Origin of the sequence: Tardiphaga sp. 862_B3_N4_1, assembly GCF_051811085.1 — a bacterium.
Lineage (GTDB): Bacteria > Pseudomonadota > Alphaproteobacteria > Rhizobiales > Xanthobacteraceae > Tardiphaga > Tardiphaga robiniae.
In genome coordinates this window covers 2031906-2058278 of sequence record NZ_JBPWQB010000002.1, presented here as the reverse complement: position 1 = coordinate 2058278, position 26373 = coordinate 2031906, and the positions used below count along the sequence as shown (strand labels likewise).

The following is a 26373-nucleotide window of genomic DNA, read 5'->3' as shown; positions in this document are numbered from 1 at the left end:
GTTACAGTTCCTTGCGCCGCACACCCGGCCGCGCCCTCCGAAAGGTCACCGCTCAAAGATTCCAGATGACGGCTTCAATTCGCCTGCTAACATCCCTTCGGGATGGCTGGGCACGGATACACAACCTTCGACACGTCGGTGGGCCGATGCGGTATCGCATGGGGCGACGCCGGCATTGTTGGCGTGCAGTTGCCGGAAGCGCGCGAGATCGAGACCCGGCGCCGCCTGCTGCAGCAATTTCCCGATGCGCGCGAATTCCGGCCGCCGGCCGATGTCGACTACGCCATCGAGGGCATCGTTGCGCTGCTGCGCGGCCAAGCCGTCGACCTCGGCGATATCCCCGTCGACATGCATGGCCTGCCGCTGTTCAATTGCCGCGTCTATGAGGCGATCCGGATGATCCCGCGTGGCGAAACCCGCACCCATGCGGAGATCGCAGCAAAGCTCGGCGCCAGCGGTGCGGTCTATTCGGTCGGGCAAGCCATCGCGCGCAATCCGTTTGCGATCCTCGTGCCATGCCACCGTGCACTGGCCGTTGCGGGCCAGACCAGCGGCTTTGCCGGCAATGGCGGCATCATCACCAAGTCGCGGCTGCTCTCGATCGAGGGCGCGCTGGCGGGCCGGACGACCACCCTGTTCGACGCCCTGCTGTCGGTTGCCCCACCGCGCCCACAGGGCTAAATTCAGCCTATGCAGGCAACAACACTGTTCCAGAGCAACGCGATCACCGTCACGGACTATCGCTGTACGGCGGGGCCGGACGACCAGCCATTTTCCGAACAGCACGCCGGCCATTCGCTCTCCTATGTTCGCAAGGGCAGTTTCGGCTGTCGCTGCCGCGGGCAATCGCACGAACTCATCGCCGGCGCGCTGCTGATCGGGCACCCCGGCGACGAATATACCTGCCATCACGAGCATCATGGCTCTGGCGACGAGTGCCTTTCATTCTCCTTCGCGCCTGAGCTGATCGACACCGTCGGCGACGCCAGGGACATCTGGCAGCAGGGCGCCATCGCGCCACGCGCCGAATTGATGGTGCTGGGCGAGCTCGCGCAGGCCAGCGCAGAAGCGCACAGCGATCTCGGGCTCGATGAGATCGGTCATGCTTTTGCGGCGCGTTTTGTCGACGTCGTCTCGGGCGAGCCGCGCAGGCGTGTGAACGGCAATGCACGGGATCGCCGGCGCGCGGTCGAGGCCGCGCTGTGGATCGACGCCCATGCCAGCGAGGAGATCGATCTCGATGCGGCCGCCCGTCAGGCCGGATTGAGTCCGTTTCATTTCCTGCGCCTGTTCAGGAATGTGCTCGGCGTGACACCGCACCAGTATCTGGTGCGCGCGCGGCTGCGGCGGGCCGCAAACCTGTTGGTCGAGAAAGACCGCGCCATCACCGACATCGCCTTCGATGTCGGATTCGGCGATCTCTCGAATTTCGTGCGCAGCTTCCATCGCGCTGCCGGCGTCTCGCCCCGCGCATTTCGACAGGCTTCCCGCGGCGACCGCAAGATTTTCCAAGAACGGCTGGCCGTGCACTGAGTAACTTGCCGTCCTGATCAACCGGGAGGCACAGCATGGCATCGATTCACAAAGAGATTTTCCTCGGCGCATCGGCAGACGATGTCTGGTCCGCACTGGCCGACTTCGGCGCGCTGCACACAAGGCTGGTGCCGGGCTTCGTCACTGACACAAAGCTGGACGGCGACGCGCGTATCGTGACGTTCGCCAATGGGTCCGTCGCACGCGAAATACTGGTCACCTGCGACCACGACCGGCAGCGCCTCGTCTATGCCATCGTCAGCGAACGTATCAGCCAGCACAGCGCGTCAGCGCAGGTGTTTGCCGATGGACCCGCCCGCTGCCGGTTTGTCTGGACGGCCGACGTGCTGCCGAATGAAATCGCGCCTTATATGAGCAGCCAGATGGATCTGGGCCTTGCAGCGATGCAGACCCAATTCGGGAAAGTGGCGCGATGACTGCATCGTTTCTCGATGCGCTCGCAGCGGACGGTGCTGCCCCGGATCGCATCGGCCAGATGGATCTCTATGGCTGGCTGATCGGCGCCTGGGATCTCGATGTGGTCAGGTATATGCCGGACGGCAAAGAGCGACGGCGCAAGGGTGAATGGCATTTCGGCTGGGTGCTGGAAGGCCGCGCCATCCAGGATGTCTGGATCGTGCCGCCGCGCGGCCAGTTGCGCGACGGCGACGCCGCAGCGAATGCCTACTCGTATGGAAGCACGCTGCGGATCTACGATCCGCGCATCGATGCGTGGCAGATACAGTGGACCGATCCGGTGATGCAGAATTTCCTCACCATGACCGGCCGCAAGCAGGGCGACGACATCATCCAACTCGGCCGCGACAATGACGGACGCCCGATCCGCTGGAGCTTCTCGCAGATCACGCCGCGCTCGTTTCTATGGCGCGGCGAGACCTCGCATGACGACGGCGCGACGTGGCGGCGCGATGTGGAATTTACTGCGACGCGCGTCGGCTAGAAACTGCTCAGACGAGCTCCGGCCGAATCTCGGGCACGGGGCCAGCCTTCGGTCCCCACGACGTCAGCAGTACGCTGAGCGCCGACAGCACGCCGAGCAGCACCATGGACGCCGCCGCGAGCCAGAAAAAGCTTGTGGCCGAGGCATCGATCGACAGCAGCCACCAGCCTCCAACGCTGACGAAGACCAGCCGCGCGGTTTGCGCTAGCACCGGGCCGAGTACCTTGGCGGCGCCCTGCGAGGCAAAATAGGCCACCGTGGACAGCCCCAGAAAGGCATACATTGGCGCACAGGTGGCCAGATAGGTCCGGCTTGCCGCACGCACACCGGCATCATTGGTGAACATATTGACCCAGGCATCGGGGAAGATCGCGATCAGTGTGCCGAGCAGACCGACAACACCGAAGGCGATCACGCTGCCAGTCCAGGTCACGCGGCGCGCACGCGCGATGCGGCCAGCGCCGATTGCCATGCCGACAATCGGCACCGAGGCGATACCCACCGCGAAAGCCAGCGTGCTCAGCATGAATTCGAGCCGCGCACCGATGCCGTAGCCGGCCAGCACCGCGGTGCCGTATTGCGCCAGCATATGGGTGAAAATCAGGAGAGTCAGAACGCCCTGTAGCGGATTGAAACAGGCGATGGCACCCACTTTCAGAATATCGAAGAACATCCCGCGCTGAATGCGGAAGCCCTTGATCTGAGGCCGGACTCGCGCACGACCGGAAAAGACATACCAGCCCATGACGCCTGTGCCGATCGTGAACGCAATCAGCGTGCCCGCCGCGACGCCGGGCATGCCGAATTGCGGGATCGGACCGAAGCCGAGGCCCAGCACGCCACCGAGAACCACCTGCAAGGCGGCCCCCGCCATCTGCATGGCGGAGGGCATCTTCATGTTGCCGGTGCCGCGCAGGATCGCCGCGAAGGTATTCAGCAGCCACGGGATCACGCCACCAGCGAAGAAGACGGTGATGTAGCCCTGCGCCTGGCTCAGCACATTGCCGCGGCCACCAAGCAGTTGCAGCAGCAAGGAGCCGAAGGTCAGCATGCCGACCGTGAAGGTGAGGCCGAAGCAGATGGCGATCAGCAGCGCGTGGCCCGCCAGCGTATCGGCGCGCGCGCGGTCGCCGGCGCCGAGCGCGCGTGCGATGGCCGAGGACACGCCACCGCCCATGGCGCCGCCGGACATGGTCATGGTCAGCATCACGAAGGGAAACACCAGCGCCATCGCCGCCAATGCTTCGGTGCCGAGCCGGCCGACATAGGTGGTCTCGAAAATAACGACGACGGCGCCTGCCGTCAGCGCAACGACATTGGGCCAGGCCAGCCGCAGGATGGTCGGCAGAATGGGATGATCCAGCAGGGCGTTTTTGGCCGGCGCCTTCAGGCTCGGAAGCGGCTGCTTGTCGGCATCGACCAATCGGGGTTCGGCGACGACAGCGTCGGACATGCATTCTCCCTGAGCTTCCGGTCTTGCCTGCCCCGTTCCTAGCACCGATCACGGACAATGCCATGCGCGACGCACGCATGGGGGATGCTCGATTTGCACTGCAGTATCAAGGGGTCGAGGCGCTAGCCGATCGACCAGATGAACGGCAGCGCACCACCTCGTGCCGGCGTCATCGCGATGGGTATATTGCGACCGCATCCGGCGGCGAGGCCCTCGACCAACCCCTGCAAGGCCCTCGCGCAGGCGGCATTGTTGTCGGCGACGCCATCCATCAGTTTCCAGCTCTGCTGCCGGATCTCGAACTGGCCCTCAGACTTGCTGATCTCCACGACGTCGTCCTGCGCTGCGAACAGAACGCCGAGGAATTCCGCAAAGGCCCTGGCGTCGCCGCGCTGCAAGCCGAAGCCGGCAGAGACCTCGTCGAAATACTGCATGCCGATCAGCTTGCCGGTGAGATGCAGCAAATAGCCGGCATCGACCGGGCCGAATAGTTGAACCGCCACAGGCGCTGCGGTCCGTACATATTCCATGGCGTAGTTGCGATAGGCCTTCTCCAGCCGGGCTTTTGGCCAGCTATCCACCGGCAACGCGGGTGCCTTGGCGGGATCGAACAGCGGCGCTTCCAGATGGCGCGCGAACACCAGACGCTGATCGATATCCAAATCATGGTCGTATTCGCAGTAATAGCCTTCGAGCCCATCCTGGCCATCGACGCTCTGCTTGGTACAGACGAAACCCATGCGGGGATTGCCGAGCGAAACGCCATTGTTGGCGTGCCAGCCGCGCAGCATCGCGCGGGAGACTTCACCGGGCACGCCGCAGATCGCGGTGCCGCGCCAGATCCAGCGCGGCGGCGGATAGCGAATCCAGGCCTTGCGGTCGCTCTCAACCATGTACTCGACCGACACGCCGCCGATCCAGTTCGAGAGATAGTGATACTGGGCCGCAGCGACCGCGGGTGGCAGGCCGGACAGACCGAGCTTCACGAGTCCCGGCAGAAAGCGCTCCTGCTGCTGCCGGCGGAAGATCCGAAACATGAACTCGGCGGCGTCTGCCGTGCCGCGGCGCGTGACCGTGGTCAGGATCAGGCCGGTGAAATAGGCGTGATAGAGATCGGCAACGCTGCGCCAGCGCGTCCATGTGCCTTCGTCGCTCGTATTTGTCGGTCCGGTCATCGTTTCTTCCTGATTATTGGGAAGGACCATAGCCGCGCATCACCCCGGCTTCACATGAAATTCATGCAGGGAGGTCGAACGTTCCTGCATCGCGCGCATTTTATGTTCTCAGCCACAAGGACATTCCATGCGCCAGAAATTCCTGCTTTCGGCCTGCCTCGTCGCTCTGGCGCTGCCACTGGCCGGATGCAACGAACAATCCACCATCGCGTCAGGCGAGGATTTCGGACCGTCGCCGAAGCTTGTCGAGCCCAACAAGTCGCTGATCCCGACGGTCAATGTCTCGAAGGCGGTCGGCTGGCCAGAGGGTGCCAAGCCGAAGGCTGCGGACGGCATGACGGTCAACGCTTTTGTGCGCGGGCTCGATCATCCACGCACAGTCTATGTGTTGCCCAACGGCGACGTGCTGGTGGCAGAAAGCAATGCGCCGCCGAAGCCGGAAGACGGCAAGGGCATCAAGGGCTGGGTAATGAAACTGGTGATGAGCCATGCCGGCGCGGGTACGCCGACGGCAAATCGTATTTCGCTGTTGCGCGACGCGGATGGCGACGGTGTCGCCGAGACCAGGACAGCGTTTCTCGAAGGGCTCAACTCACCCTTCGGCATGGTGCTGGTGGGCGATGAATTCTTTGTCGCCAATGCCGATGCTGTGGTGAAGTTTCCCTACAGGACCAATGATACCAGGATCACGACGCCAGCCGTGAAGGTCGCTGACCTGCCCGGCGGCCCGATCAATCACCACTGGACCAAGGATCTCACAGCGAGCCCCGACGGCACGAAACTCTATGCAACCGTCGGCTCCAACAGCAATGTCGGTGAGAACGGCATGGACGCCGAGAAGGACCGCGCCGCGGTGATCGAGATCGACCGCGCGACCGGCGCCTCACGCGTCTTCGCATCCGGTCTGCGCAACCCCAACGGCCCGTCGTGGCAGCCGCAGAGCGGCGCGCTCTGGGTCACCGTCAACGAGCGCGACGAGATCGGCAGCGACCTCGTGCCGGACTATATGACCTCGGTGAGGGATGGCGGTTTCTATGGTTGGCCCTACAGCTATTACGGCCAACACGTGGACGTCCGCGTGCAGCCGCCGCGCCCTGATATGGTGGCCAAAGCCATCGCGCCGGACTACGCGCTCGGCGCGCATACCGCGTCGCTCGGCCTGACCTTCAACACCGGCGATCTCTTCCCCGCCAGCATGAAGAACGGCGCTTTCATCGGCCAGCACGGCTCGTGGAATCGACGCCCGCAAAGCGGCTACAAGGTGATCTTCGTGCCCTTCACCGACGGCAAGCCCTCGGGCAAGCCGCAGGACGTGCTCACCGGCTTCCTCAGTGACAGCGGTGAAGCGCAGGGACGCCCGGTGGGCGTGCGCATCGACAGCAAGGGCGCATTGCTGGTAGCCGACGATGTCGGCAATACGATCTGGCGCGTGACGTCATCGGGCGCGAAGGCGGCAGCGTTGAAGTGATACCAGAGACCTGACGAAGCTCCGTCATGGCCGGGCAGCGCGAAGCGAGGGCTTCACTTGATGTCCCGGCCATCCACATTTTCCAGAGTTTATGGCCGAGACGTGGATGCCCGGCACGAGGCCGGGCATGACGAGTTTTTATTACTACGCCTATCCCACTTGAAATTCTTCACGTCACCGGCGCGGGGTTGAACAGTACCAGATCGTTGTGCAGGCCCCATTTGTCGGCCCAGACCTGCTTGCGGCCGCTGGCGACGTCGAGGATCAGCTGGAACAGCTCCCAGCCGGCTTCCTCGATGGTCATCTCGCCTGACGCAATGCGGCCGGCGTCGAAATCGATGAGGTCCGACCAGCGTTTCGCCAGTTCGGTGCGCGTCGAGACTTTGATGACCGGCGCCTGCGCCAGCCCATAGGGCGTGCCACGTCCCGTGGTGAAGATCTGTATCTGCATGCCAGCGGCGAGTTGCAGCGTGCCGCAGACGAAATCGCTCGCCGGCGTTGCTGCAAACAGCAGTCCCTTCGTCGTCGCGCGTTCGCCCGGACCAATGACGCCGCTGATCGCGCTCGAACCGGACTTGACGATCGAGCCCAATGACTTTTCGACGATATTGGCGAGGCCGCCCTTCTTGTTGCCGGGCGTCGTATTGGCGCTGCGATCGGCGCCGCCGCGTGCCAGATAGGAGTCGTACCAGTCCATCTCACGTATCAGGGCGCGGCCGACATCCTCGTTGACGGCACGGCGTGTCAACAATTCGATGGCGTCACGGACTTCGGTGACTTCGGAGAACATCACCGTTGCGCCGGCGCGCACCAGCAGATCACTGGCGAAGCCGAGCGCCGGATTGGCGGTGACGCCGGAAAACGCGTCGCTGCCGCCGCATTGCAGGCCGATTACGAGGTCGGAAGCCGGACAGGTCTCGCGCTTGCGCTGGTTCAGGATTTTCAAGCGCGCTTCAGCCATGGTGATGATCGTATCCACCATGTCGCCAAAGCTCTGATTGCTCTCATCCTGAAGGCGCATCATGCTGCCGGGATCCTCCTTCGGCAGCAAACGCTCCGGTGCGAGCTTCTCGCAGCCGAGGCCAACCACCATCACCTCGCCGCCAAAATTGGGATTGCGCGCGATGTTCTGCAGCGTGCGGATCGGGATATAGGCATCCGGCGCATTGATCGCGACACCGCAGCCATAGCCGTGGGTGACAGCGACGACGTCATCGACATTCGGATAGCGCGGCAGCAGCTCGGCCTTGATCTTCTTGAGCGCAAATTCCAGCGTGCCGGCGACGCATTGCACCGACGTGCTGATGGCAAGAATGTTCTTCACCCCGACGGAGCCGTCGCGATTGCGAAACCCTTCGAATGTGTAGTCGTTCAGAGGCGGCTGCGGTTCCGGAACCGCATTGGCAATCTCAAGGCTGTCGAGATCCGGCGCATCAGGCATATGGATGCGCGCCTCCTCGACCCATTCGCCGGCCGAAATCATATCCAGTGCATAGCCGATGATCTCGCCGTAGCGGATGATCGGCGCATCCTTTGCGATATCGGAGAGCGCCACCTTGTGGCCCTGCGGCACGAAGTTACGCAGCTCCAGGCCGCCGGTCATCAGGGTGCCCGCGGGAAGGCCGAAATCATTGACGATGATGGCGACATTGTCGCGCGCATTCAGTTTGATGTAGCGCGGCGCATATGCGTCTGCTGCCAGCGTGGTGGCCATCGCTTTGTCCTTCCCAAATCTGCCGGCATTCGCGCCGGTCTCGCAGCAGAGCAGTAGCACAAAAGATGACGGTGTCGCGCACTTGACCGACACGCTTTGCACCCCGAATGATGATCTTGAAATGGGCCGATCCGCCCGATTCATGCAGAAATGGGTTGAACGTGCGTCTTTTCATCTTCGGGCTCGGCTACAGCGCAAACCGCTTCATCGCGCAGCATGGCGGTCAGTTCACCGGGATTGCCGGCACCGTCCGCACAGCCAGCAAGTCGGCTGCTCGGGATATCGAGACGCTGGTCTTCAACCCGGATGTCACCGATCCCGGCATCGGTGATCGCCTAGCGAGCGCCGATACGCTGCTCGTCTCGGTCCCGCCCGGCGCAGATGGCGATCCCGTGCTGCAGACTTTCGGCTCTGTGATCGCGGCCAGCGGCATCCAGCGCATTGTCTATCTCTCCAGCGTCGGGGTTTACGGCGATCATCAGGGCGCCTGGATCGACGAAACTGCCCCGGTTCACGGCGAGGGCCGGCGCAAGGCACGTATCGATGCCGAAGCGGGCTGGCGCGCTCTGGCCGGCGATCGCACGACGATCCTGCGCATCGCCGGCATCTACGGCCCCGGCCGCAATGCGCTGGAAAATCTCAAAGCCGGCAAGGCCCATCGCATCGTCAAGCCGGGCCAGGTGTTCAACCGCATTCATGCGGATGACATCGCGACGGCCATCGCGGCTGCATTCGAACATCCGCAGACCGGCATCTGGAATCTGTGCGACGACGAGCCCGCGCCACCGCAGGACGTCGTGACATTCGCCGCTTCGCTGATGGGCATCGCGCCGCCGCCCGAGCAGAATTTCGATGACGCCGAGATGAGCCCGATGGCGCGTAGCTTCTATGCCAGCAACAACCGCATCTCGAATGCGCGGCTGAAACGCGAGCTCGGCGTGAAGCTCGCATTTCCGACCTATCGCGAAGGCCTCACGGCGCTGTGGGAACAACGCGAGGTCTAGGCAGCGAATGACCTGCGGACTAGCGGCCGGTCATCGCTTCCAACCTGTCCGGATATCGGTTGCCCTGCACGGTGATCTTTGCGGCAGCGCTATCGATGTCCCGCAGATCGTCGGCTGTCAGCTCGACGCCTGCCGCGCCGAGATTTTCCTCGAGCCTGCGCAGTTTCGTCGTGCCCGGGATCGGCACGATCCACGGCTTCTGGGCCAGCAGCCATGCCAATGCGATCTGCGCTGGCGTCGCCTGCTTCCGTCCGGCGATCTCGCCAAGCAGATCGACAAGAGCCTGATTGGCCTTGCGCGCTTCGGGCGTGAAGCGCGGGAGGATATTGCGGAAGTCTCCGCTGTCGAGCGTCGTGCTCTCGTTCATGGCGCCCGTGAGGAAGCCCTTGCCGAGCGGGCTGTAGGGCACGAAGCCAATCCCGAGTTCTTCGAGCGTCGGCAGCACTTCCTTTTCGGGACTGCGCGTCCACAGCGAATACTCGCTCTGGATCGCAGTAATCGGCTGCACGGCATGAGCGCGGCGAATTGTCGTCACGCCCGGTTCGGACAGGCCGAAATGCTTGACCTTGCCCTCGCGGATCAGGTCCTTCACCGCACCGGCGACATCCTCGATCGGCACGTCGGGATCGACGCGATGCTGGTAGAACAGATCGATGGCATCGATCTTCAAGCGCGTGAGCGATGCTTCGGCGACCTCACGAATATGTGCGGGGCGGCTGTCGAGACCGACCTGCTGACCGGTGGCGGGATCGAGCCTGAAGCCGAATTTGGTGGCGATAACGACCTGATCGCGGAGCGGCGCGAGCGCCGCGCCGACGAGTTCTTCATTGGTGAACGGGCCATAGACTTCGGCGGTATCGAAGAACGTGACGCCGCGTTCGACCGCCGCGCGGATCAGCGCGGTCATTTCTGTTGTGTCGGCCGGAGGCCCGTAACCGAAGCTCATGCCCATACAGCCGAGACCGATGGCCGAGACCTCCAGTCCGCTGCGTCCGAGTTTGCGTGTCTTCATGTCAGATCTCCTGTGCCATCCGGCGAATGAGCGGCTCCCGCACCGGTGGGATTTTGCCGCCGACATGCGACATTTGGAGATCGTGCGCCCATGAGACTAGATGATATAATCTGCACGCACTTATCAGCCGGATTCATGAATGGCCCGCCAGACAATCGACGACCTCCTCGCTTTCTTCGCCGTCGCGAAGGAGGCGAGCTTCACGCGTGCAGCCGCCAAGCTCGGCGTCTCGCAATCCGCGCTCAGTCACACCATCCGCGGTCTCGAAGAACGGCTCGGACTGCGCCTCCTGACCCGAACGACCCGCAGCGTCGCGCCGACCGAGGCTGGCGAACGCCTGATCCGGACGATCGGCCCCAAGCTGGAAGAGATCGACGCCGAACTCGCGGCTGTCACGGAGCTGCGCGAGAAGCCGGCCGGCACCATCCGCATCACCACCGGTGAGCATTCCGCCGAGACGATCATCTGGCCCGCCCTCGCAAAGCTGCTGCCGCGCTATCCCGACATCAAGGCCGAACTCATCGTCGATTACGGCCTCATCGACATCGTCGCGGAACGCTACGACGCCGGTGTTCGCCTGGGCGAACAGGTCGCAAAAGACATGATCGCCGTCCGCATCGGACCGGACTTTCGCATGGTCGTGGTCGGCGCACCGTCCTATTTCGCCAAACGACCGCTGCCGAAACGCCCGCAAGACCTCACCGCGCATGACTGCATCAACATCCGCCTGCCGACCATGGGCGGCCTCTATGCGTGGGAGTTCGAGAAGCGCGGGCGCGCCTTGAAAGTGCGTGTCGATGGTCAGATCGTGTTCAACAACATGTCGCTGCGCCACAAGGCGGTGCTGAACGGACTGGGGCTGGCCTATTTGCCGGAGGATCGCGTGCGCGATCACATTGCCTCAGGCCGGCTTGTTCAAGTGCTGGACGATTGGTGCCAACCGTTCTCGGGTTATCACCTTTATTATCCGAGCCGCCGACAACCGACATCCGCATTCGCGGCGCTGGTTGAAGCGTTGCGTTACCGCGGCTGATCAGCGGTTGTCGTGTTGCAGCGCCTCAATCCGAACGTGATTGAAGCGAAATCACACATCGTGAAAAGTTCCTCAATCAATTTGGGCAATGCTGTGTCTTAAGCGCGACACGGTCGCCAAAGCTGCCTTTTTCGTTTGAGGCGCTGTTGCACGCGTGTGACAGCAATCACTGCGCAATAGTCTAGGTTGCCTTTCGTCATCCCCCGTCGGGATTGAGAAGGAACACCTGATGAAGAAGCTTCTACTGTCTACCGCTGCTCTGGCCCTCGTCGCTTTGGCCGCTCCGGCGTCCGCTGCTGACCTGGCTGCGCGCCCTTACACCAAGGCTCCGGCCTATGCTCCGGCTACTCCGATCTACAACTGGACCGGTTTCTACATCGGCGGTCACATCGGCGGCGCGTTCCCGGGCAACGACAACAACCTGCTCGGCGGCAGCAATGACGGCACGTTCATGGGCGGTGTGCAGGGTGGTTACGACTACCAGTTCGCCCCGAACTGGGTGTTCGGTCTCGAAGCCAATTACAGCTTCCTCTCCACCAGCAGCAACTTCGACAATCGCGGCCTCGGTTCGGTCACCGGTCGTGTTGGTTACACCTGGGGTCCAGCACTGCTCTACGTGAAGGGCGGTTACGCCTGGGCTGACTCGCGCTTCACCAACGGCTTTGCCGGCGACGGCGGCCGCGATGGCTACACGGTTGGCGGCGGTCTCGAATATCTGTTCACCCAGAACTGGTCGGGCAAGGTCGAATACCAGTATTACGACTTCGGCAACGTCAACTTCATCACGCCGACCCTCGCCGTTGGTGGTTTCAAGAACGACGAGCACACGATCAAGGCCGGCCTGAACTATCGCTTCAATCTGGGTAACTTCGGCGCAGGCTTCGTTCAGTAAGCCTGACGATCTATCGTCTACTTCGTCTCCAGAAAAAACTTAGGCCCGCAGCGATGCGGGCCTTTTTTCTTGCTTGCGCGGAGCGGTGAGCGATCAGACTTTGAAGTGCTTCGAGAGCTTCAGGCTCTGGCCCTGATAATTCGAACCGATACGCTGGCCGTAGAGGGCATCTGGACGATCCAGCATACGCTCATAGACGAGACGGCCGACGATCTGGCCGTGTTCGAGAATGAACGGCACTTCGCGCGAGCGCACTTCCAGCACCGCGCGCGAGCCCTTGCCGCCGGCGCCGTCATGGCCGAAGCCGGGATCGAAGAAGCCAGCATAGTGGACGCGGAATTCGCCGACCAGCGGATCGAACGGCACCATCTCGGCGGCATAGTCCGGCGGCACCTGCACCGCTTCCTTGGAGGCGAGGATATAGAACTCGCCAGGATCGAGGATCAGCGTACCGTCCTTGCGCGCCGAGATCGGCTCCCAGAATTCATTGACGCTGTAGCCACCGCGACGATCGATATCGACCACGCCGGTATGACGCTTGGCACGGTAGCCGACGAAGCCGGAGGCGTTTTCGCCGGAGAGATCAACCGAGAGCGCGAGGCCATTGTTGAGATCGGCCGTGTCGCTGTCGACCAGCGGCTCTTGCGCGTGAAGCTCTTCCAGCGCTTCCGTATCGAGCACGGCATCGCCGACACGGAAACGGACCTGCGACAGGCGCGAGCCTTCGCGCAGCAATACCGGGAATGTCTTCGGGCTGATCTCGGCATAAAGCGGCCCGTGATAGCCCGCACCGATCACATCGAACCGCCTGGTGCCATCAGCGATCACCCGCGTGAACACGTCGAGGCGCCCCGTGGAGCTCTTCGGATTGGCGGCCGCGAAGATGTTCGGCGGCAGCGCCAGGCTCTCGATCAACGGCACGATGTAGACGCAGTTGGTTTCGAGCACCGCACCGTCCGACAGGTCGATCTCGTGCAGCTTCAACTCGTCGATGCGTTCGGCGACCGTCGAATTCGGCCCCGGCAGGAAGCTGGCGCGCACGCGATAGGCGATGGAGCCAAGCCGCAGATCCAGGCTGGCGGGCTGAATCTGGCTCTCGACGAAGGGATATTCCGGCAGGATCAGGCCGGCATCGGCCATCGCAGCAATCATGCGGTCGGGCAGAATTCCATCGGCATCGGGGGCAAGCGTAAACGGCACAGGTCTCGTCCTTCGGTCGTCCTTCAGCGAGAATACACTGAAAAATAGCGACTTTATCGGTTATCTCAGCCCCGCCTTGACGAAAAGGGCAAGCGGGAATATGCACATCGTTATCCCGTGGTGATTTGAGCCGGCCGGCTTGCAGCCACGTAAAATAAGTCGCTAAACAGGCCGGGGACACATGTCCTTCCAGCATGCGATCCCGGCCTGAGGACGTCCGTCCAGGCCGGTTTTTTTGTGCCCGTGTTACGCGGGTACGTTGGAGGTCACATGTCTACGAAGTCCTATCGCCCCGAAACCCGGCTCGTTCATTCCGGCGCGCTGCGCTCGCAATTCAACGAGACGTCCGAAGCCCTCTTCCTCACGCAGGGCTTCATCTACGAGACCGCAGAAGCCTGCGAGGCGCGGTTCAAGGGCGAAGATCCCGGTTTCATCTATTCGCGCTTTTCGAATCCGAATACGTCGATGTTCGAGAGCCGCATGATCGACCTCGAAGGTGCGGAGGCTGCACGCTCGACGGCCACCGGCATGGCCGCCGTGACCACCGCCATTCTCGCGCCGCTGCGCATGGGCGATCACGTCGTCGCCTCCAAGGCGCTGTTCGGCTCCTGTCGCTACGTCATCGAAGAGCTGCTGCCGCGCTACGGCATCGAATTCACGCTTGTCGATGGACTCGACCTCGACCAGTGGCAGAAGGCGATGCGCCCGAACACCAAGTCGCTGTTCCTGGAAAGTCCGACCAATCCGACGCTCGACGTGCTCGACATATCAGCCATCGCTGACATCGCCCATGCCGGCGGTGCGCGGCTGATCGTCGATAACGTGTTCGCGACGCCGCTCTGGCAGAGCCCGCTGGCGCTCGGTGCGGATGTTGTCGTGTATTCGGCAACCAAGCACATCGACGGTCAGGGACGCTGTCTCGGCGGCATCATCCTGTCGTCGAAGGACTTCATCGACGAGCATATTCACAACTATCTGCGCCAGACCGGGCCCTCGATCTCGCCGTTCAATGCGTGGACGCTGGTGAAGGGACTGGAGACGCTGGCGATCCGTGTCGAACGGCAGACGCAGACCGCGGCTGCCATCGCAGACGTGCTGGCGCAGCATCCGAAGATTTCGCGGCTGATCTATCCGGGCCGCGAGGATCATCCGCAGGCGGCAACGGTGAAGAAGCAGATGCGTGCGGGATCGACGCTGATCGGCTTCGAGGTGAAGGGCGGCAAGGCAGCTGCATTCCGCGTCCTCAACGAGCTGAAAGTGGCTCGTATCTCGAACAATCTCGGCGATGCAAAGAGCCTCGTCACGCATCCAGCGACGACGACGCATCAGCGTCTGCCGCTCGAAGCACGGCTTGAACTCGGGATCACGGAAGGCTTCATCCGCTTCTCGGCCGGCCTCGAGCATCGTGACGATCTGATCGAGGATCTCGAAGCGGCACTGGCGAAGGCGTAGCCAATCTCTCCATCGTCATTGCGAGGAGCACTTGCGACGAAGCAATCCAGACTTTCTTTCAAGCAAGACTGGATTGCTTCGCTCCGCGAAAATCGCCGAAGGCGAATTTCGCGGGCTCGCAATGACGGCTGAGAGGCATTCGCCCCTCTTCGAACTTACAGCGGCTTCTGCGCCTGCTGAATCTGCGGCTCGTTGATGCCGAGCTTCACCTGGCCGACCGACTTGATGATGTTGTCGCCGAGCAACTGCGCGAAGCAGGCATAGCCCCAGTCATTCATATGCAGGCCGTCGGCAATGACGAAGCTGTCGAACGACATCTGCTGGCCTTCGTGCCATTCCTTCATCACTTCGAAGCGCGGGAAGATGCCGACCTTGCGCAGTTCGGCCACCTTGTGCAGCAGCGAGACCATCTTGCTGGTACCTTCCGGCCGCGTATTCACCAGCGGCGAATATTGCGGATCCACCAGCACCAGATCGGCGCCTGCAGCCTGAATGCGGGCCACGCCGTCTTCCACCATCTTGCTGGTTTCGCCGGGATCGAGATTGCGCAGCACCGCATTGGTGCCGACTTGCCAGATCACGAGATCAGGCTTCGAATTGATCACTTCGCTCTGCAGCCGCGCCATCATTTCCGGCGCATCTTCGCCGCCCTTGCCGCGGTTGAGCACGGTGATATTGGCCGACGGGTAAGCACGATGCAGCTGCGCGGCAAGGCGGTTCGGATAGGTGAATTCCGGCGCTGTCGAACCGTAGCCTTCGGTGGAGGACGAGCCGAACGCAACGATGACCACGGGCTTGCCGGCAACGAGTTTGCTGGCCACATGCGGCAGCGCGCCCATCGCCTTCATGCCGCCTTTCGGTGTGCGGCAGGGGACGCGGCTCAAGATATCGGTCGCGGTCTTGGCGACTTCCTTGACCCTGTCGATGGCTTTCGCAGCGACGCCCCTCTTCGCGGCGTCCGCGGGATCATTCGCCGCAACGCCCTGGTCGGCGCCCTTGCCGTCGGCCGGGGCGGCCTGCGCCGCTTCGGCGTGCGCGATGGACGATGAGATCGGGAGTGCGAGAGTCGTAGAGGCAGCAAAGGCAGCGACGACAGCAAAGCGAGACAGATGGCCGACGAAACTCATTAACGCTGAATCCTCAAATCCGCTGCTTTGATCTTGGCCGCATCGACGACAAAGGTCGAAAGCGCCCGGCCAAGACAATCATGCACCCGCTTCGCCAGCTCCATGCCGGGCGACGCGCTGAACAGGTCAAAATCACCGCTCTCATTCCAGTGCCGCATGATGGCGAAACGGTCGAACAGCGGGACGTCGTGCTGCTGCGCCACCACACGCATATTATCTAGGTAGGCGGAGCCGGAAATCATCGTCTCCGTGCGCGGACTGTACTGCAGATTCATTAAAATGACGTCAGTTCCGGCCTTTTGCATGGCGGCAACGCCCTCATCCAGGGCGTTCCGGAAGTCGTCGGCGTCGGCCTGCTTCATGGCATCCACGGTTCCGGTCTGCCAGATCACCAGGTTCGGCTTCTTGTCCGTCACCAGCTGTTCCAGGGTCGGGGCCATTTCCTCGGCGGTCTTCTTGACCTGCAGCTCCAGTGCCACGTTCACCTCGACGCCCGGTAGCTTCTCCTTCAGATAGGCCTGCAGGCGGTTCGGATAGGCCGCGGAATGGTCGGAGACCCCGATCACCGAGGATCGGCTGCCAATGACCAGAATATCGAGCTTTCCGCCCGGTTTTGCCGCCGCCTCGACCTTGGGCAGGGTGCTTTCGGAGGTCAGGAGGTAGGCGGGAACCTCACAGGTATGCGCGGGCGGTTCGGCCCGGACAGGAGCCGCCACCAGCAGGCCAGCCAGCATCGTGAGCCGCAGAACGGCCTTCATGCTTCCCCTCCTGCGAGATCCGCGTCGGATCGTTTGGCGCGGGATCCGCCTTTGACAGTGACGCCCTTGTACCACGAAAACACCCAGGCGGCGGTTGACATAACAACTATGCCGAGGAAGCTGATCAAGGCATGCATGCCGGCTCCGCCGGCGACCTCAGCCAGCACGAAATGGCCGGCAAAGGCCAGGAACACCCCGATACAGAAGATTTCGAGCGAGTGCTGGCCGCACAGCACCATCGGCCGCAGCCAGACCGATTTCAGCCCCGGCCACTCCTTGGGCAGGAAACGGACTGTGAGCGCCGCCAGCGCCAGGAAGTGGGCGAAGCGCAGCACGTCGAGATCGGTCTTGTTGATGGGATACATCCACTGCTCGATGACCTTCGGCAGCAGATGGTGGATCTGCGGAATGTACCAGGTCAGCGTCACCCAGAACGCCGCCAGAAGATAGGCCACGCAGAGCCAGAGCGTGATGTTGGATGACAGTATCCGCGACATCCTGACGGCGCCGCCCAGCGCGCACCAGGCACCGAACACGAACAGCAATTGCCAGGCGAACGGATTGAAGGCCCAGACGCCATTCGGATAGGCCGTCAGATGCAGGTCGAATTCCCAGGTCAGCGCATAAAGACCGACCGACAGCGCCAGCGTGAGATCGGCGCGGCGGCGCATCAGCCAGAGGATCGGCGGCAGGAACAGCATGAGGACGATATAGAGCGGCAACACGTCCATGTTCACCGGGCGAAATTTCAGCAACAGCGCCTGAACGATGGTCACGTCAGGCTGTTTGAGAAAATCGAGAATCCCCATTTCCTCGGAATAAAGCGGGTTCTCGAACCGCGTCGCAACATAGGAGATTTCCGCGAGGAAGATCGTGAACAGGAAGACGTGGGCGACATAGATCTGCCAGACCCGCTTGAAGATGCGCGCGCTGGCAACCAGCGTGCCCTGCTCCTGCATCGCGCGGCCATAGACGAAAGCGGCGGTATAGCCGGAGATGAAGATGAAGATCTCGGTGGCGTCGCTGAAACCGTAATTACGGATCGTCAGCCAGGTCAGGATATTCGGCGGCAGGTGATCGATGAAGATCAGCCACAGCGCCAGCCCGCGAAACAGATCGAGGCGCAATTCGCGTTCGGTGCCTGCGACGGGAAACGACACGGCATCGGCACGCGTCGAGGCGCGCGACGCGGACACGTGGGAGGACGCATCTGCGTGGGGATGGCCGGCAATCGGGTCGGCAACAGAGGTCATTCAGCACCGCTCAACGGAAATCGTCGCATGATGAAAATCGACCGCCCCACACCACGCAGGCCATCTGCATGGGGCGATCCGTCACGTCATAGCCAAATCAGGGATCGATTATGGGGTAACTATGTTGAAACCGCGATGGGTTGCCGCCGTTCCGCGCAGCACTCCACGCCGATTTTCCCTGGATTTGGCCGGTAACGTGTTTTTCGCTATGCTTGCGACGCATTTTGAACGATGACACCGCCATGTACCGCGCCATCACACGACAGATCGAAGTCACCGTCGAACCGAATTTCATGCCTGAAAGCTCGTCGCAGGAGAAGCGACAGTTCTTCTGGTCCTATACGGTCGTCATCACCAATGCCGGCAAAGAGACCGTGCAGTTGAAGACCCGGCACTGGATCATCACCGATGCATCCGGCCGCATGCAGGAAGTGCGCGGCGAAGGCGTCGTCGGCGAGCAGCCCGTGCTCGGCCCCGGCGAACGTTTCGAATACACATCGCGCGTGCCGCTGCCGACAACGTCCGGCTTCATGGAAGGCACCTATCAGATGGTGACCGATACCGGCGAGCCGTTCGAGATCGACGTGCCGCTGTTTTCGCTGGACGGACCGGACGGAAAGCGCGTGCTGAATTAGCGGCTGAGGCTCGTTCTTTTCCCTCCCCCGCGCTTGCGTGGGGTCTGGCGGACGGTTCGTCCGCCATGGGTGGCCGGCCAAAGGCCGGTCGGGTGGGGGTGGCGCAACAAGCTCGGAGTGTGCGGAGATACCCCACCCCGGCCTATCGGCCGATCCTCCCCACTGCGCGGCTTCGCCGCTTGAGGGAGGGATATCGCGACCGCCTGCGCGTCTCAGCTTCTTCGAATGTCAAACAGCCACTGTTCTTCAGACATGCGTCATCGCCCCCATTGTTTGCGGCGCGGGGGCGCCGTCGTCTTTTGCATTCCCTGCCCCCTGTGAGAGGGCGTGCGGAACGCCGGGTGCCCGTTGCACCCTTGGGCCTGATGCGATGCGGTCTTCCGCAATCTAGAGTGCATCAGGACTTTCGGAGGCGCCGAGCGATTGCCCAGCGTTCCGCATGCGGTGTTTTTCGGTTGCTTGCACTTTGCCTCGACGAACGCTCCGATCGCGAATTAAAGTCCCAAGGCGATGGGAAGGGAGCCTCAAGCGACTAGGCCGAACGCGTTTTGACTTGGTCGTCCGTCACACTGTTCAGAGGGTCATTCCATCCGAAGGTCGGCCGTCTCCCTGCCAGTGGCAGTGCTGGCGCAGATCCGTCCTGCCCGAAGACAGACGTTCCCCATGAACCGCGTGACGCCGCATCTCCGGCGTCCACCGCATCCCACCCCGCGAACGTGACGATCGCGATCGCCCCTCTCGGTGGGGCAGGACGAGGGGAATATAAACCTGATGGGGATGTTGTCAACGGAGGATAGGAAAAAATGTTTGGGTGCTGTCTTGCGGCCCCACACCGTCATTCCGGGTTCGCGCTCTGCCGGCTGCGCCGGCGACGCACGCCCCGGAATGACGGTGGGAAAAACCTATTCCACGCCCGCTTCCTGCGGTGTGAACTCGTACACCGACGAACAGAACTCGCAGGTCACGACGACCTTGTCGTCCTTGACCATGTCGGCGCGGTCCTGCGGCTCGAAGCTCTTCAGCATGCCGGACACGGCATCGCGCGAACAGGAACACTCCGCGCGCAGCGGCGATGACGCGAAGACGCGGACGCCGCGCTCGTGAAACAGGCGATATAGCAGCCGCTCGCCGGACAGATCCGGATCGATCAGCTCGACATCCTCGACGGTGCCAATCAGCGACTGGCCCTCGACCCAGGCGTCATCTTCCGGCACAGCATCCACCTCCGCGCCCTCCGGCGCATCGCCGGCATGGAGGTCGCGCTGCACGCGCTCCGGCGCCTTCGGCAGGAACTGCAGCAGCATGCCGCCGGCGCGCCAGCGATGTGTCGGGCCGCCTTCCTCGCCGCTGCGCCATTCTTCGCCGACGGCGAGGCGCACCTTGGTCGGAATCTGTTCGGAGCGCAGGAAGTATTCATGCGCGGCATCTTCAAGCGTGCCGCCGTTCAACGCGACGAGCCCCTGATAGCGGCTCATATCCGCCCCCTGGTCGACGGTCATCGCCAGATGGCCCTTGCCGAGCAGCGCCGCGGTGCCGAGACCGGGCAAAAGGCGCTCGGCATCGAACCGCGCATAGGCGCGCATTTTATCCGGCGCGCGGAAGTCGACGATCATCAGCGACACCGGACCATCGGTCTGGGTCTGCAGGATGAAGCGGCCGTCGAATTTCAGCGACGATCCGAGCAGTGTGGTCAGCACGATGGCCTCGCCGAGCAGCTTGGCCACCGGCGCGGGATAATCATGTTTGGCGAGCAGTTCATCGAGTGCCGGGCCAAGTCGCGTCAGCCGCCCGCGCAGGTCGAGCGGCGCCACCTCGAAGGGCAGCACCGCGTCATCAACCGGAACGGAGGACGGCGCGCGGATGGGGGCGTCGGGCTGGAGATTTGGATTTGATGGGGTCATGGCGCTCTATGTAAGGGCGAGGAGCTGAAATCGAAACCCCGCAAAGGGGCAAATGTCCGAACGAATACAAGGCATCCGGCGACGATTTGCCCCCGCTCGGATGAAATATCTACCAAGTATAAGCGAACGATGTTTGAAACCTACCTTAGGCGATGGCACCTCGTCCCGGACGGCACGCCCATTACCTCCCACGCTGGATATTTGCTGCCAGTCCTGCATCGGGGCCAGCCGGCGATGCTGAAACTGGCCAAGGGCGAGGACGAACGCGCCGGCAGCGCGGTACTGGAATGGTGGGACGGCGACGGCGCCGCACGGGTTCTGGCCCGCCATGACGACGCATTGCTGATGGAACGCGCGCAAGGCCCGGCCTCGCTCTCCGACATGACGCGTGGTGGACAGGACGACGAAGCCTCGCGCATCCTGTGCGCCGTGGCGGCGCGGTTGCACCGGCCAAGGCAAAAATCGCCGCCTCCGCTGGTACCGCTGCAGCATTGGTTCCGCGAACTCGCGCCGGCCGCAGCGACCCATGGCGGCCTGTTACGTCGCTGTTCCGAAACGGCCAACGCTTTGCTGGACGACCCGCGCGAGGTGACCGTGCTGCACGGCGACCTCCACCATGACAATGTGCTGGACTTCGGGGAGCGTGGTTGGCTTGCCATCGATCCGAAGCATATCATCGGCGAGCGCGGCTTCGACTTCGCCAACATTTTCACCAACCCGGATCTCTCGGATCCCACGCGCCCGGTCTCGACCTTGCCAGGCCGTTTCCAGCGGCGTGTCGAAGTCGTCAGCGACGCGGCCAAACTCGATCGCCATCGCTTGCTGCAATGGGTCCTGGCATGGACCGGCCTCTCGGCCGCATGGTTCCTCGGCGACGACGATCCGGCGAGCATCGACTTTCAGGTGGCCGAGCTGGCCGCGACAGAACTCGATCGCTGATCGCGCCTCACGCCACCGCGTTGAGGCACCAGGCCAGAATGCCCTTCTGTGCATGCAGACGGTTTTCGGCCTCGTCGAACACCACCGACTGCGGACCGTCGATGACCTCGTCGGTGACCTCCTCGCCGCGATGCGCCGGCAGGCAATGCATGAACAGCGCATCGGGCTTGGCCAGCGACATCAGGCGCGCATTGACCTGATAGGGCTTGAGCAGGTTGTGGCGCGTCTCGCCGTCCTTGTCGCCCATCGACACCCAGGTGTCGGTGACGACGCAATCGACGCCCTTCACCATCGCATCGGGATCGTCGCTGAAAGTGATCGGCGCGTTTGCCGCCTTGACCCAGTCCTTGAACGGCTTCTTCGGCGACAGCTGCGGCGGCGTCGCGATATTAAGCTTGAACTGGAAGCGCTCGGCCGCATGAGCCCAGGACATCAGCACATTGTTGTCGTCGCCGGTCCACGCCACGGTGCGTCCCTTGATCGGGCCGCGATGTTCCTCATAGGTCATGACATCCGCCATCACCTGGCAGGGATGGGAGAAGCGCGTCAGGCCATTGATGACCGGCACCGTCGCATTCTCCGCGAGCTCCATCAGCGAGTCATGATTGAGGATGCGGATCATGATGATGTCGACGAAGCGCGACAGCACGCGCGCGGTGTCGGCAATGGTCTCGCCGCGGCCGAGCTGCATTTCGGCGCCGGTGAGCATCACGACTTCGCCGCCGAGCTGGCGCATGCCGACCTCGAACGACACGCGGGTGCGCGTCGAGGGCTTTTCGAAGATCATCGCCAGCGTCTTGTTCTTGAGCGGACGATCGGGCTCGGCATTCGTGCAATCCCGCCCCTTCAGCTTCGCCTTCATGGCGGCAGCCGCGTTCATGATATTGCGCAACTCGCTGGCCGGCACGGCCGTGAGATCGAGGAAGTGCCGCGGTGACGTGCTCATCACGCGGCTCCCTGCGTCTTTGCAGATGCTTTGCCGGATGAGCCGAGGGCCACGCAAGCCTGTTCCAGCCGTTGCACGGCCTGCTCGATCTCGGACTCGCTGACGATCAGCGGCGGCAGGAAGCGCACGACATTATCGCCGGCGCCAACCGTCAACAGCTTGGCCTCACGCAGTGCTGCAACGAGATCACCGGCCGGCACGACAGCCTTGAGGCCGATGAGAAGACCTTCGCCGCGCACTTCGCTGAGCACATCTGGATGGCCATCGACCACACCCGCGAGTTTCTGTTTCAGCAACAGCGACATCTTCTTCACATGGTCGAAGAAGCCGGGCTTCAGCATGATATCGAGCACGGAATTCGCCGCGGCCACCGCCAGCGGATTGCCGCCAAAGGTCGAGCCGTGGGAGCCGGGCGCCATGCCTTCGGCCGCTTCCGCCGTGACGAGGCACGCGCCGATCGGGAACCCGCCGCCGAGCGCCTTGGCCAGCGACATGACATCCGGCGTCACGCCGATGCGCTGATAGGCAAACAGTTCGCCGGTGCGGCCCATACCGGTCTGCACTTCGTCGAATATCAAAAGGATGCCGTTCTTGTCGCAAAGTTCGCGCAGCGCGCCGAAGAACGCGTTGCTCGGCGCACGCACGCCGCCCTCACCCTGCAGCGGCTCGATGAGAATGCCGGCTGTGTTCGGACCGATCGCCTTCTTCACGGCTTCGATATCGCCGAGCGGCAACTGATCGAAGCCATCGAGCGGCGTGCCGTAGCCTTCGAGATATTTCGCAGCGCCGGTCGCGGCGAGCGTGCCGAGGGTCCGGCCATGGAACGCGCCTTCAAAGGTGATGATGCGGGTGCGCTCGGGATGGCCCTTGGAGAAATGATAGTGGCGGGTCACCTTGATCGCGCATTCCATCGCTTCCGCACCCGAATTGGCGAAGAACACGAAGTCGGCAAAGCTTTGTTCGCACAGCCGCGCGGCGAGGCGCTCGCCGTCCGGGCTCTTGAACAGGTTCGACATGTGCCAGAGCTTGGTGGCCTGCTCCTGCAACGCGGCGACCATATGTGGGTGCGCATGGCCAAGTGCGTTCACGGCAACGCCGCTGGTGAAATCGAGATAGCGCTCGCCATCGGTTCCAATCAGCCACGCGCCTTCACCGCGCTCGAAAGCGACATCCGCACGCGCGAAAACAGGCAGCAAGTGAGCCTGAGAGAGGGGCGAAGACGTTGCGTTGCTGGTCATAACCGATCCGATCGAAAAGACTGCGGCCGCGTCGATGACAACTGTGCGAAATCGAACAACGGACCCTAGAAACGAAACGTGCCGCCCTTCTCGGGCGGCACGTGGGCATTATTCTATGTGTGCTGTGAAGACTGTCAACCGCGCACTGCGGCTTTCGAGTCACACGGAGTCGCAGAAAAAGCCGATTTTGCAGCTTTACTTGCAGAAGCATGTGGACGCGGCATGCCCGACTCTTGCGCGCGAGTCACGGCATATTGTAGCTTTTGCCTCGTCGGATACGACATCTCGTGCGGCGGTAGATCCTTTTGACACATCCAGTGCGGCGTAACAGCCGGACGCGAAATTCGCGCCCGGTGAGCGCTAAAGGATTCTGACCGCAGGGATTTTTGAAGTCTCAACTCGCAGCGCTGCCCGGTCAGGCCGGCGCTCACGAAGGGAAAACGGCGATGACGGTAATGACATGGACCGACGATCGCGTCGAACAGTTGAAGAAACTCTGGGAAGGCGGCCTTTCCGCCAGCCAGATCGCTGCGGAACTCGGTAACGTGACCCGCAACGCCGTGATCGGCAAGGTTCACCGCCTTGGCCTGTCCGGCCGTGCCAAGAGCCCCTCCTCGGCAGCTCCGCGGCAGCGCAAGGCGCGCCCGGCGCAGCAGATGGTACGCGTCGCCCGCCCGATGGCACGCGGCAATACCGCGCTGGCCCATAATTACGAGATCGAGGCCGAGCCCGACCCGATCGCCTATGACAACATCGTGCCGATCAGCCAGCGCCTGTCGCTGGTCGAACTCAACGAAGCCACCTGCCATTGGCCGATCGGCGATCCGTCGAGCGCGGACTTCTACTTCTGCGGCGGCAAGGCCCTGGCCGGCGCCCCCTATTGCGCGCATCACTCGCGCATCGCCTATCAGCCGGCCAGCGACCGCCGCCGCGCGGTGCCAAAGCCGACGCGCTGAGCTGGAAAGCATCTAAACCAAATGAAAATGCCCGGTGATGAGCCGGGCATTTTTTTGTTTTGGGGGAATTGTGAGCGGAGACCTCTCCGCCGTCATACCCGGCGAATGCCGGGTATCCACGTCTTGGCCGAACACAAAGACGTGGATGGCCGGGACAAGCCCGGCCATGACGAGAATAACTGTCGATAGCGGAGTATTACTCCGCCGCCTTGTCGAACCGGTCATCCAGCGCGTAGCCGGCGCCGCGCACGGTGCGGATCGGATCGGGCTCGCCGGCGGGATTGAGCAGCTTGCGCAGACGGCCGATATGCACGTCGACGGTGCGCTCGTCGATATAGATGTCGCGGCCCCAGACGCTGTCGAGCAACTGCTCGCGGCTGAACACGCGGCCCGGATGTTCCAGGAAGAACTCCAGCAGGCGATATTCGGTCGGACCGAGATCGATCGGACGGCTCGAGCGCACGACGCGGCGCTTGTCACGGTCGAGTTCGATGTCGCCAAACGCCAGGACGGTGGCGAGACGCTCGGGAGCGGCACGACGGAGCAGGCCCTTCACGCGGGCGAGGAGCTCCGGCACCGAGAACGGCTTGACGATATAGTCGTCGGCGCCGGTGGCGAGACCGCGAACGCGCTCGCTCTCTTCGCCGCGCGCCGTCAGCATGATGATCGGCAATGCCTTGGTTTCGGGCCGTGCGCGCAGGCGGCGGCACAGTTCGATACCGGACAGACCCGGCAGCATCCAGTCGAGCACCACGAGATCCGGCACCCGCTCCTTCAAGCGGGTGTCGGCATCGTCGCCGCGCGCGACAGTTTCAACGTCATAGCCTTCGGCGTCGAGGTTGTAGCGAAGCAGCGTCGTTAGTGCCTCTTCATCTTCCACAACCAGAATGCGTGCATTCACAGCCATCTTGATCAATATCCTCAGTGACGTCCGACAAGTCTTTAAATCATGATCCTTGCGGAAGACTGGCTTCCACTTTTCAGGGCCATGCTTCAGACAGTCGGCGTATTCGCGAATGTGGTCATGTCGCCCTTCGGGCGCTTGTCGAGGATCTGCTGACCCTCGATCATGTAGAACACGGTTTCCGCAATATTGGTGGCATGGTCGCCGATCCGCTCGATGTTCTTGGCGCAGAACATCAGGTGGATACAGAACGAGATGTTGCGCGGATCTTCCATCATATAGGTAAGGAGCTCGCGGAACAGCGAGGTGCAGATCGCGTCGATTTCCTCGTCGCCCTTCCACACCGTCATCGCGGCCGGCAGATCGTGTGCGGCATAGGCGTCGAGCACGGCCTTGACCTGGGTGGTCACGAGGTCGGTCATGTGTTCGAGGCCGCGGATCAGCTTCAGCGGATGGAAGTCGCTGTCGAGTGCATTGACGCGCTTGCCGATGTTCTTGGAGAGATCGCCGATACGTTCCAGATCGGTGGCGACACGCAGCGCGCCGACGATCTCGCGCAAATCGACAGCCATCGGCTGGCGCTTGGCGATGGTCAGCACGGCGCGCTCTTCGATCGTGCGCTGCAACTGGTCGATCTCGGCGTCGGTGGCGACGACGCGCGCACCGAGCGCGACATCCCGGCGGATCAGCGCGTCGACGGATTCGACAATCTGCCGTTCCGCAAGGCCACCCATCTCGGCGACGAGACGGGTCAGCTCCTGCAGATCGTCATCGAAAGCCTTGGTGGTGTGTTCAAAAGCCATATCTAAATCCTCCCGC

25 protein-coding genes and 1 riboswitch are annotated in these 26373 nt (G+C 62.6%); of the genes, 12 read left to right on the top strand and 13 right to left on the bottom strand.

Going from position 1 to position 26373, the window contains the following annotated elements; genetic code table 11:
* Positions 1-102 precede the first annotated feature (102 nt).
* Genes AB8B02_RS26980 through AB8B02_RS26965 form a run of 4 tightly spaced genes read left to right on the top strand, consistent with a single transcriptional unit; the run spans position 103 to position 2494 of the window.
* Complete coding sequence (locus AB8B02_RS26980) at positions 103-681, top strand: methylated-DNA--[protein]-cysteine S-methyltransferase (protein ID WP_184512974.1); 579 nt, start codon at positions 103-105, stop codon at positions 679-681.
* A gap of 9 nt (positions 682-690) precedes the next feature.
* Positions 691-1533 (top strand): AraC family transcriptional regulator, encoded by an 843-nt coding sequence (locus AB8B02_RS26975; RefSeq protein WP_089266781.1) that lies wholly within the window; start codon positions 691-693, stop codon positions 1531-1533.
* A 35-nt stretch (positions 1534-1568) separates the two neighbouring features.
* Positions 1569-1970, top strand: a complete 402-nt coding sequence (locus tag AB8B02_RS26970; protein ID WP_089266780.1) for an SRPBCC family protein — start codon at positions 1569-1571, stop codon at positions 1968-1970.
* A complete protein-coding gene (locus AB8B02_RS26965; protein ID WP_439065647.1) occupies positions 1967-2494 on the top strand; it encodes a hypothetical protein in 528 nt (175 codons plus the stop codon). The genes AB8B02_RS26970 and AB8B02_RS26965 overlap by 4 nt, the downstream gene beginning before the upstream one ends.
* 7 nt (positions 2495-2501) lie before the next feature.
* Here AB8B02_RS26965 and AB8B02_RS26960 read toward each other — a convergent pair whose 3' ends face one another.
* Both AB8B02_RS26960 and AB8B02_RS26955 read right to left on the bottom strand, forming a co-directional pair.
* Positions 2502-3947, bottom strand: coding sequence for an MATE family efflux transporter (locus AB8B02_RS26960; protein ID WP_089266778.1), 1446 nt, complete (start codon positions 3945-3947; stop codon positions 2502-2504).
* Between the two features lie 122 nt (positions 3948-4069).
* Complete coding sequence (locus AB8B02_RS26955; protein WP_439065646.1) at positions 4070-5122, bottom strand: hypothetical protein; 1053 nt, start codon at positions 5120-5122, stop codon at positions 4070-4072.
* Between the two features lie 127 nt (positions 5123-5249).
* Here AB8B02_RS26955 and AB8B02_RS26950 point away from each other — a divergent pair, with 127 nt between their 5' ends.
* Complete coding sequence (locus tag AB8B02_RS26950) at positions 5250-6590, top strand: PQQ-dependent sugar dehydrogenase (protein WP_439065645.1); 1341 nt, start codon at positions 5250-5252, stop codon at positions 6588-6590.
* Positions 6591-6759: 169 nt separating this feature from the next.
* On the opposite strand, the gene garD is transcribed toward AB8B02_RS26950, so the two are convergent.
* Positions 6760-8304, bottom strand: coding sequence for a galactarate dehydratase (gene garD, locus AB8B02_RS26945; protein ID WP_439065644.1), 1545 nt, complete (start codon positions 8302-8304; stop codon positions 6760-6762).
* Positions 8305-8465: 161 nt separating this feature from the next.
* On the opposite strand from garD, the gene AB8B02_RS26940 reads away from it, so the two are divergent.
* Entirely contained in the window at positions 8466-9308 is an 843-nt protein-coding gene (locus AB8B02_RS26940) for an NAD-dependent epimerase/dehydratase family protein (protein ID WP_439065948.1), read from the top strand.
* A gap of 19 nt (positions 9309-9327) precedes the next feature.
* On the opposite strand, the gene AB8B02_RS26935 is transcribed toward AB8B02_RS26940, so the two are convergent.
* Positions 9328-10320, bottom strand: a complete 993-nt coding sequence (locus AB8B02_RS26935) for an aldo/keto reductase (protein WP_439065643.1) — start codon at positions 10318-10320, stop codon at positions 9328-9330.
* A gap of 139 nt (positions 10321-10459) precedes the next feature.
* Here AB8B02_RS26935 and AB8B02_RS26930 point away from each other — a divergent pair, with 139 nt between their 5' ends.
* Positions 10460-11353: a LysR family transcriptional regulator gene (locus AB8B02_RS26930; protein ID WP_439065642.1), complete on the top strand. Its 894-nt coding sequence runs from the start codon at positions 10460-10462 to the stop codon at positions 11351-11353.
* A gap of 229 nt (positions 11354-11582) precedes the next feature.
* A complete protein-coding gene (locus AB8B02_RS26925) occupies positions 11583-12245 on the top strand; it encodes an outer membrane beta-barrel protein (RefSeq protein WP_120287923.1) in 663 nt (220 codons plus the stop codon).
* A gap of 93 nt (positions 12246-12338) precedes the next feature.
* Here AB8B02_RS26925 and AB8B02_RS26920 read toward each other — a convergent pair whose 3' ends face one another.
* A complete protein-coding gene (locus AB8B02_RS26920) occupies positions 12339-13445 on the bottom strand; it encodes a 2'-deoxycytidine 5'-triphosphate deaminase (protein WP_068737579.1) in 1107 nt (368 codons plus the stop codon).
* A 107-nt stretch (positions 13446-13552) separates the two neighbouring features.
* A riboswitch (SAM riboswitch) is annotated at positions 13553-13632 on the top strand.
* An 83-nt stretch (positions 13633-13715) separates the two neighbouring features.
* On the opposite strand from AB8B02_RS26920, the gene AB8B02_RS26915 reads away from it, so the two are divergent.
* Positions 13716-14897, top strand: a complete 1182-nt coding sequence (locus AB8B02_RS26915; RefSeq protein ID WP_439065641.1) for an O-succinylhomoserine sulfhydrylase — start codon at positions 13716-13718, stop codon at positions 14895-14897.
* A 155-nt stretch (positions 14898-15052) separates the two neighbouring features.
* Here AB8B02_RS26915 and AB8B02_RS26910 read toward each other — a convergent pair whose 3' ends face one another.
* The 3 genes from AB8B02_RS26910 to AB8B02_RS26900 are packed head-to-tail and all read right to left on the bottom strand — an operon-like array spanning position 15053 to position 18035.
* Entirely contained in the window at positions 15053-16024 is a 972-nt protein-coding gene (locus AB8B02_RS26910; RefSeq protein ID WP_120287921.1) for an SGNH/GDSL hydrolase family protein, read from the bottom strand.
* A complete protein-coding gene (locus AB8B02_RS26905) occupies positions 16024-16782 on the bottom strand; it encodes an SGNH/GDSL hydrolase family protein (protein ID WP_089266770.1) in 759 nt (252 codons plus the stop codon). Before AB8B02_RS26905 ends, AB8B02_RS26910 begins: the two co-directional genes overlap by 1 nt.
* Positions 16779-18035: an OpgC domain-containing protein gene (locus AB8B02_RS26900; RefSeq protein ID WP_089266769.1), complete on the bottom strand. Its 1257-nt coding sequence runs from the start codon at positions 18033-18035 to the stop codon at positions 16779-16781. The genes AB8B02_RS26905 and AB8B02_RS26900 overlap by 4 nt, the downstream gene beginning before the upstream one ends.
* A 242-nt stretch (positions 18036-18277) precedes the next feature.
* Here AB8B02_RS26900 and apaG point away from each other — a divergent pair, with 242 nt between their 5' ends.
* Positions 18278-18670, top strand: coding sequence for a Co2+/Mg2+ efflux protein ApaG (apaG, locus tag AB8B02_RS26895; protein ID WP_089266768.1), 393 nt, complete (start codon positions 18278-18280; stop codon positions 18668-18670).
* 902 nt (positions 18671-19572) lie between these two features.
* Here the strand turns inward: apaG and AB8B02_RS26890 are convergent.
* Positions 19573-20571 (bottom strand): Hsp33 family molecular chaperone, encoded by a 999-nt coding sequence (locus AB8B02_RS26890; protein ID WP_439065640.1) that lies wholly within the window; start codon positions 20569-20571, stop codon positions 19573-19575.
* 129 nt (positions 20572-20700) lie between these two features.
* Between AB8B02_RS26890 and AB8B02_RS26885 the strand changes: the two genes are divergently transcribed.
* Positions 20701-21510, top strand: coding sequence for an aminoglycoside phosphotransferase family protein (locus AB8B02_RS26885; RefSeq protein WP_439065639.1), 810 nt, complete (start codon positions 20701-20703; stop codon positions 21508-21510).
* A gap of 7 nt (positions 21511-21517) precedes the next feature.
* On the opposite strand, the gene argF is transcribed toward AB8B02_RS26885, so the two are convergent.
* Both argF and AB8B02_RS26875 read right to left on the bottom strand, forming a co-directional pair.
* The gene (argF, locus tag AB8B02_RS26880; protein ID WP_439065638.1) at positions 21518-22456 is read right to left on the bottom strand and encodes an ornithine carbamoyltransferase; all 939 of its coding nucleotides are present in this window, start codon (positions 22454-22456) and stop codon (positions 21518-21520) included.
* The gene (locus AB8B02_RS26875) at positions 22456-23694 is read right to left on the bottom strand and encodes an aspartate aminotransferase family protein (protein WP_439065637.1); all 1239 of its coding nucleotides are present in this window, start codon (positions 23692-23694) and stop codon (positions 22456-22458) included. The genes argF and AB8B02_RS26875 overlap by 1 nt, the downstream gene beginning before the upstream one ends.
* Before the next feature lie 446 nt (positions 23695-24140).
* Here AB8B02_RS26875 and AB8B02_RS26870 point away from each other — a divergent pair, with 446 nt between their 5' ends.
* Positions 24141-24650 (top strand): GcrA family cell cycle regulator, encoded by a 510-nt coding sequence (locus AB8B02_RS26870; RefSeq protein ID WP_068737968.1) that lies wholly within the window; start codon positions 24141-24143, stop codon positions 24648-24650.
* A 196-nt stretch (positions 24651-24846) separates the two neighbouring features.
* Here AB8B02_RS26870 and phoB read toward each other — a convergent pair whose 3' ends face one another.
* Together phoB and phoU are read right to left on the bottom strand one after the other, a co-directional pair.
* Positions 24847-25551, bottom strand: coding sequence for a phosphate regulon transcriptional regulator PhoB (gene phoB, locus AB8B02_RS26865; RefSeq protein WP_068737970.1), 705 nt, complete (start codon positions 25549-25551; stop codon positions 24847-24849).
* A 92-nt stretch (positions 25552-25643) separates the two neighbouring features.
* Complete coding sequence (gene phoU / locus AB8B02_RS26860; RefSeq protein ID WP_315840221.1) at positions 25644-26357, bottom strand: phosphate signaling complex protein PhoU; 714 nt, start codon at positions 26355-26357, stop codon at positions 25644-25646.
* Between the last annotated feature and the right edge of the window lie 16 nt (positions 26358-26373).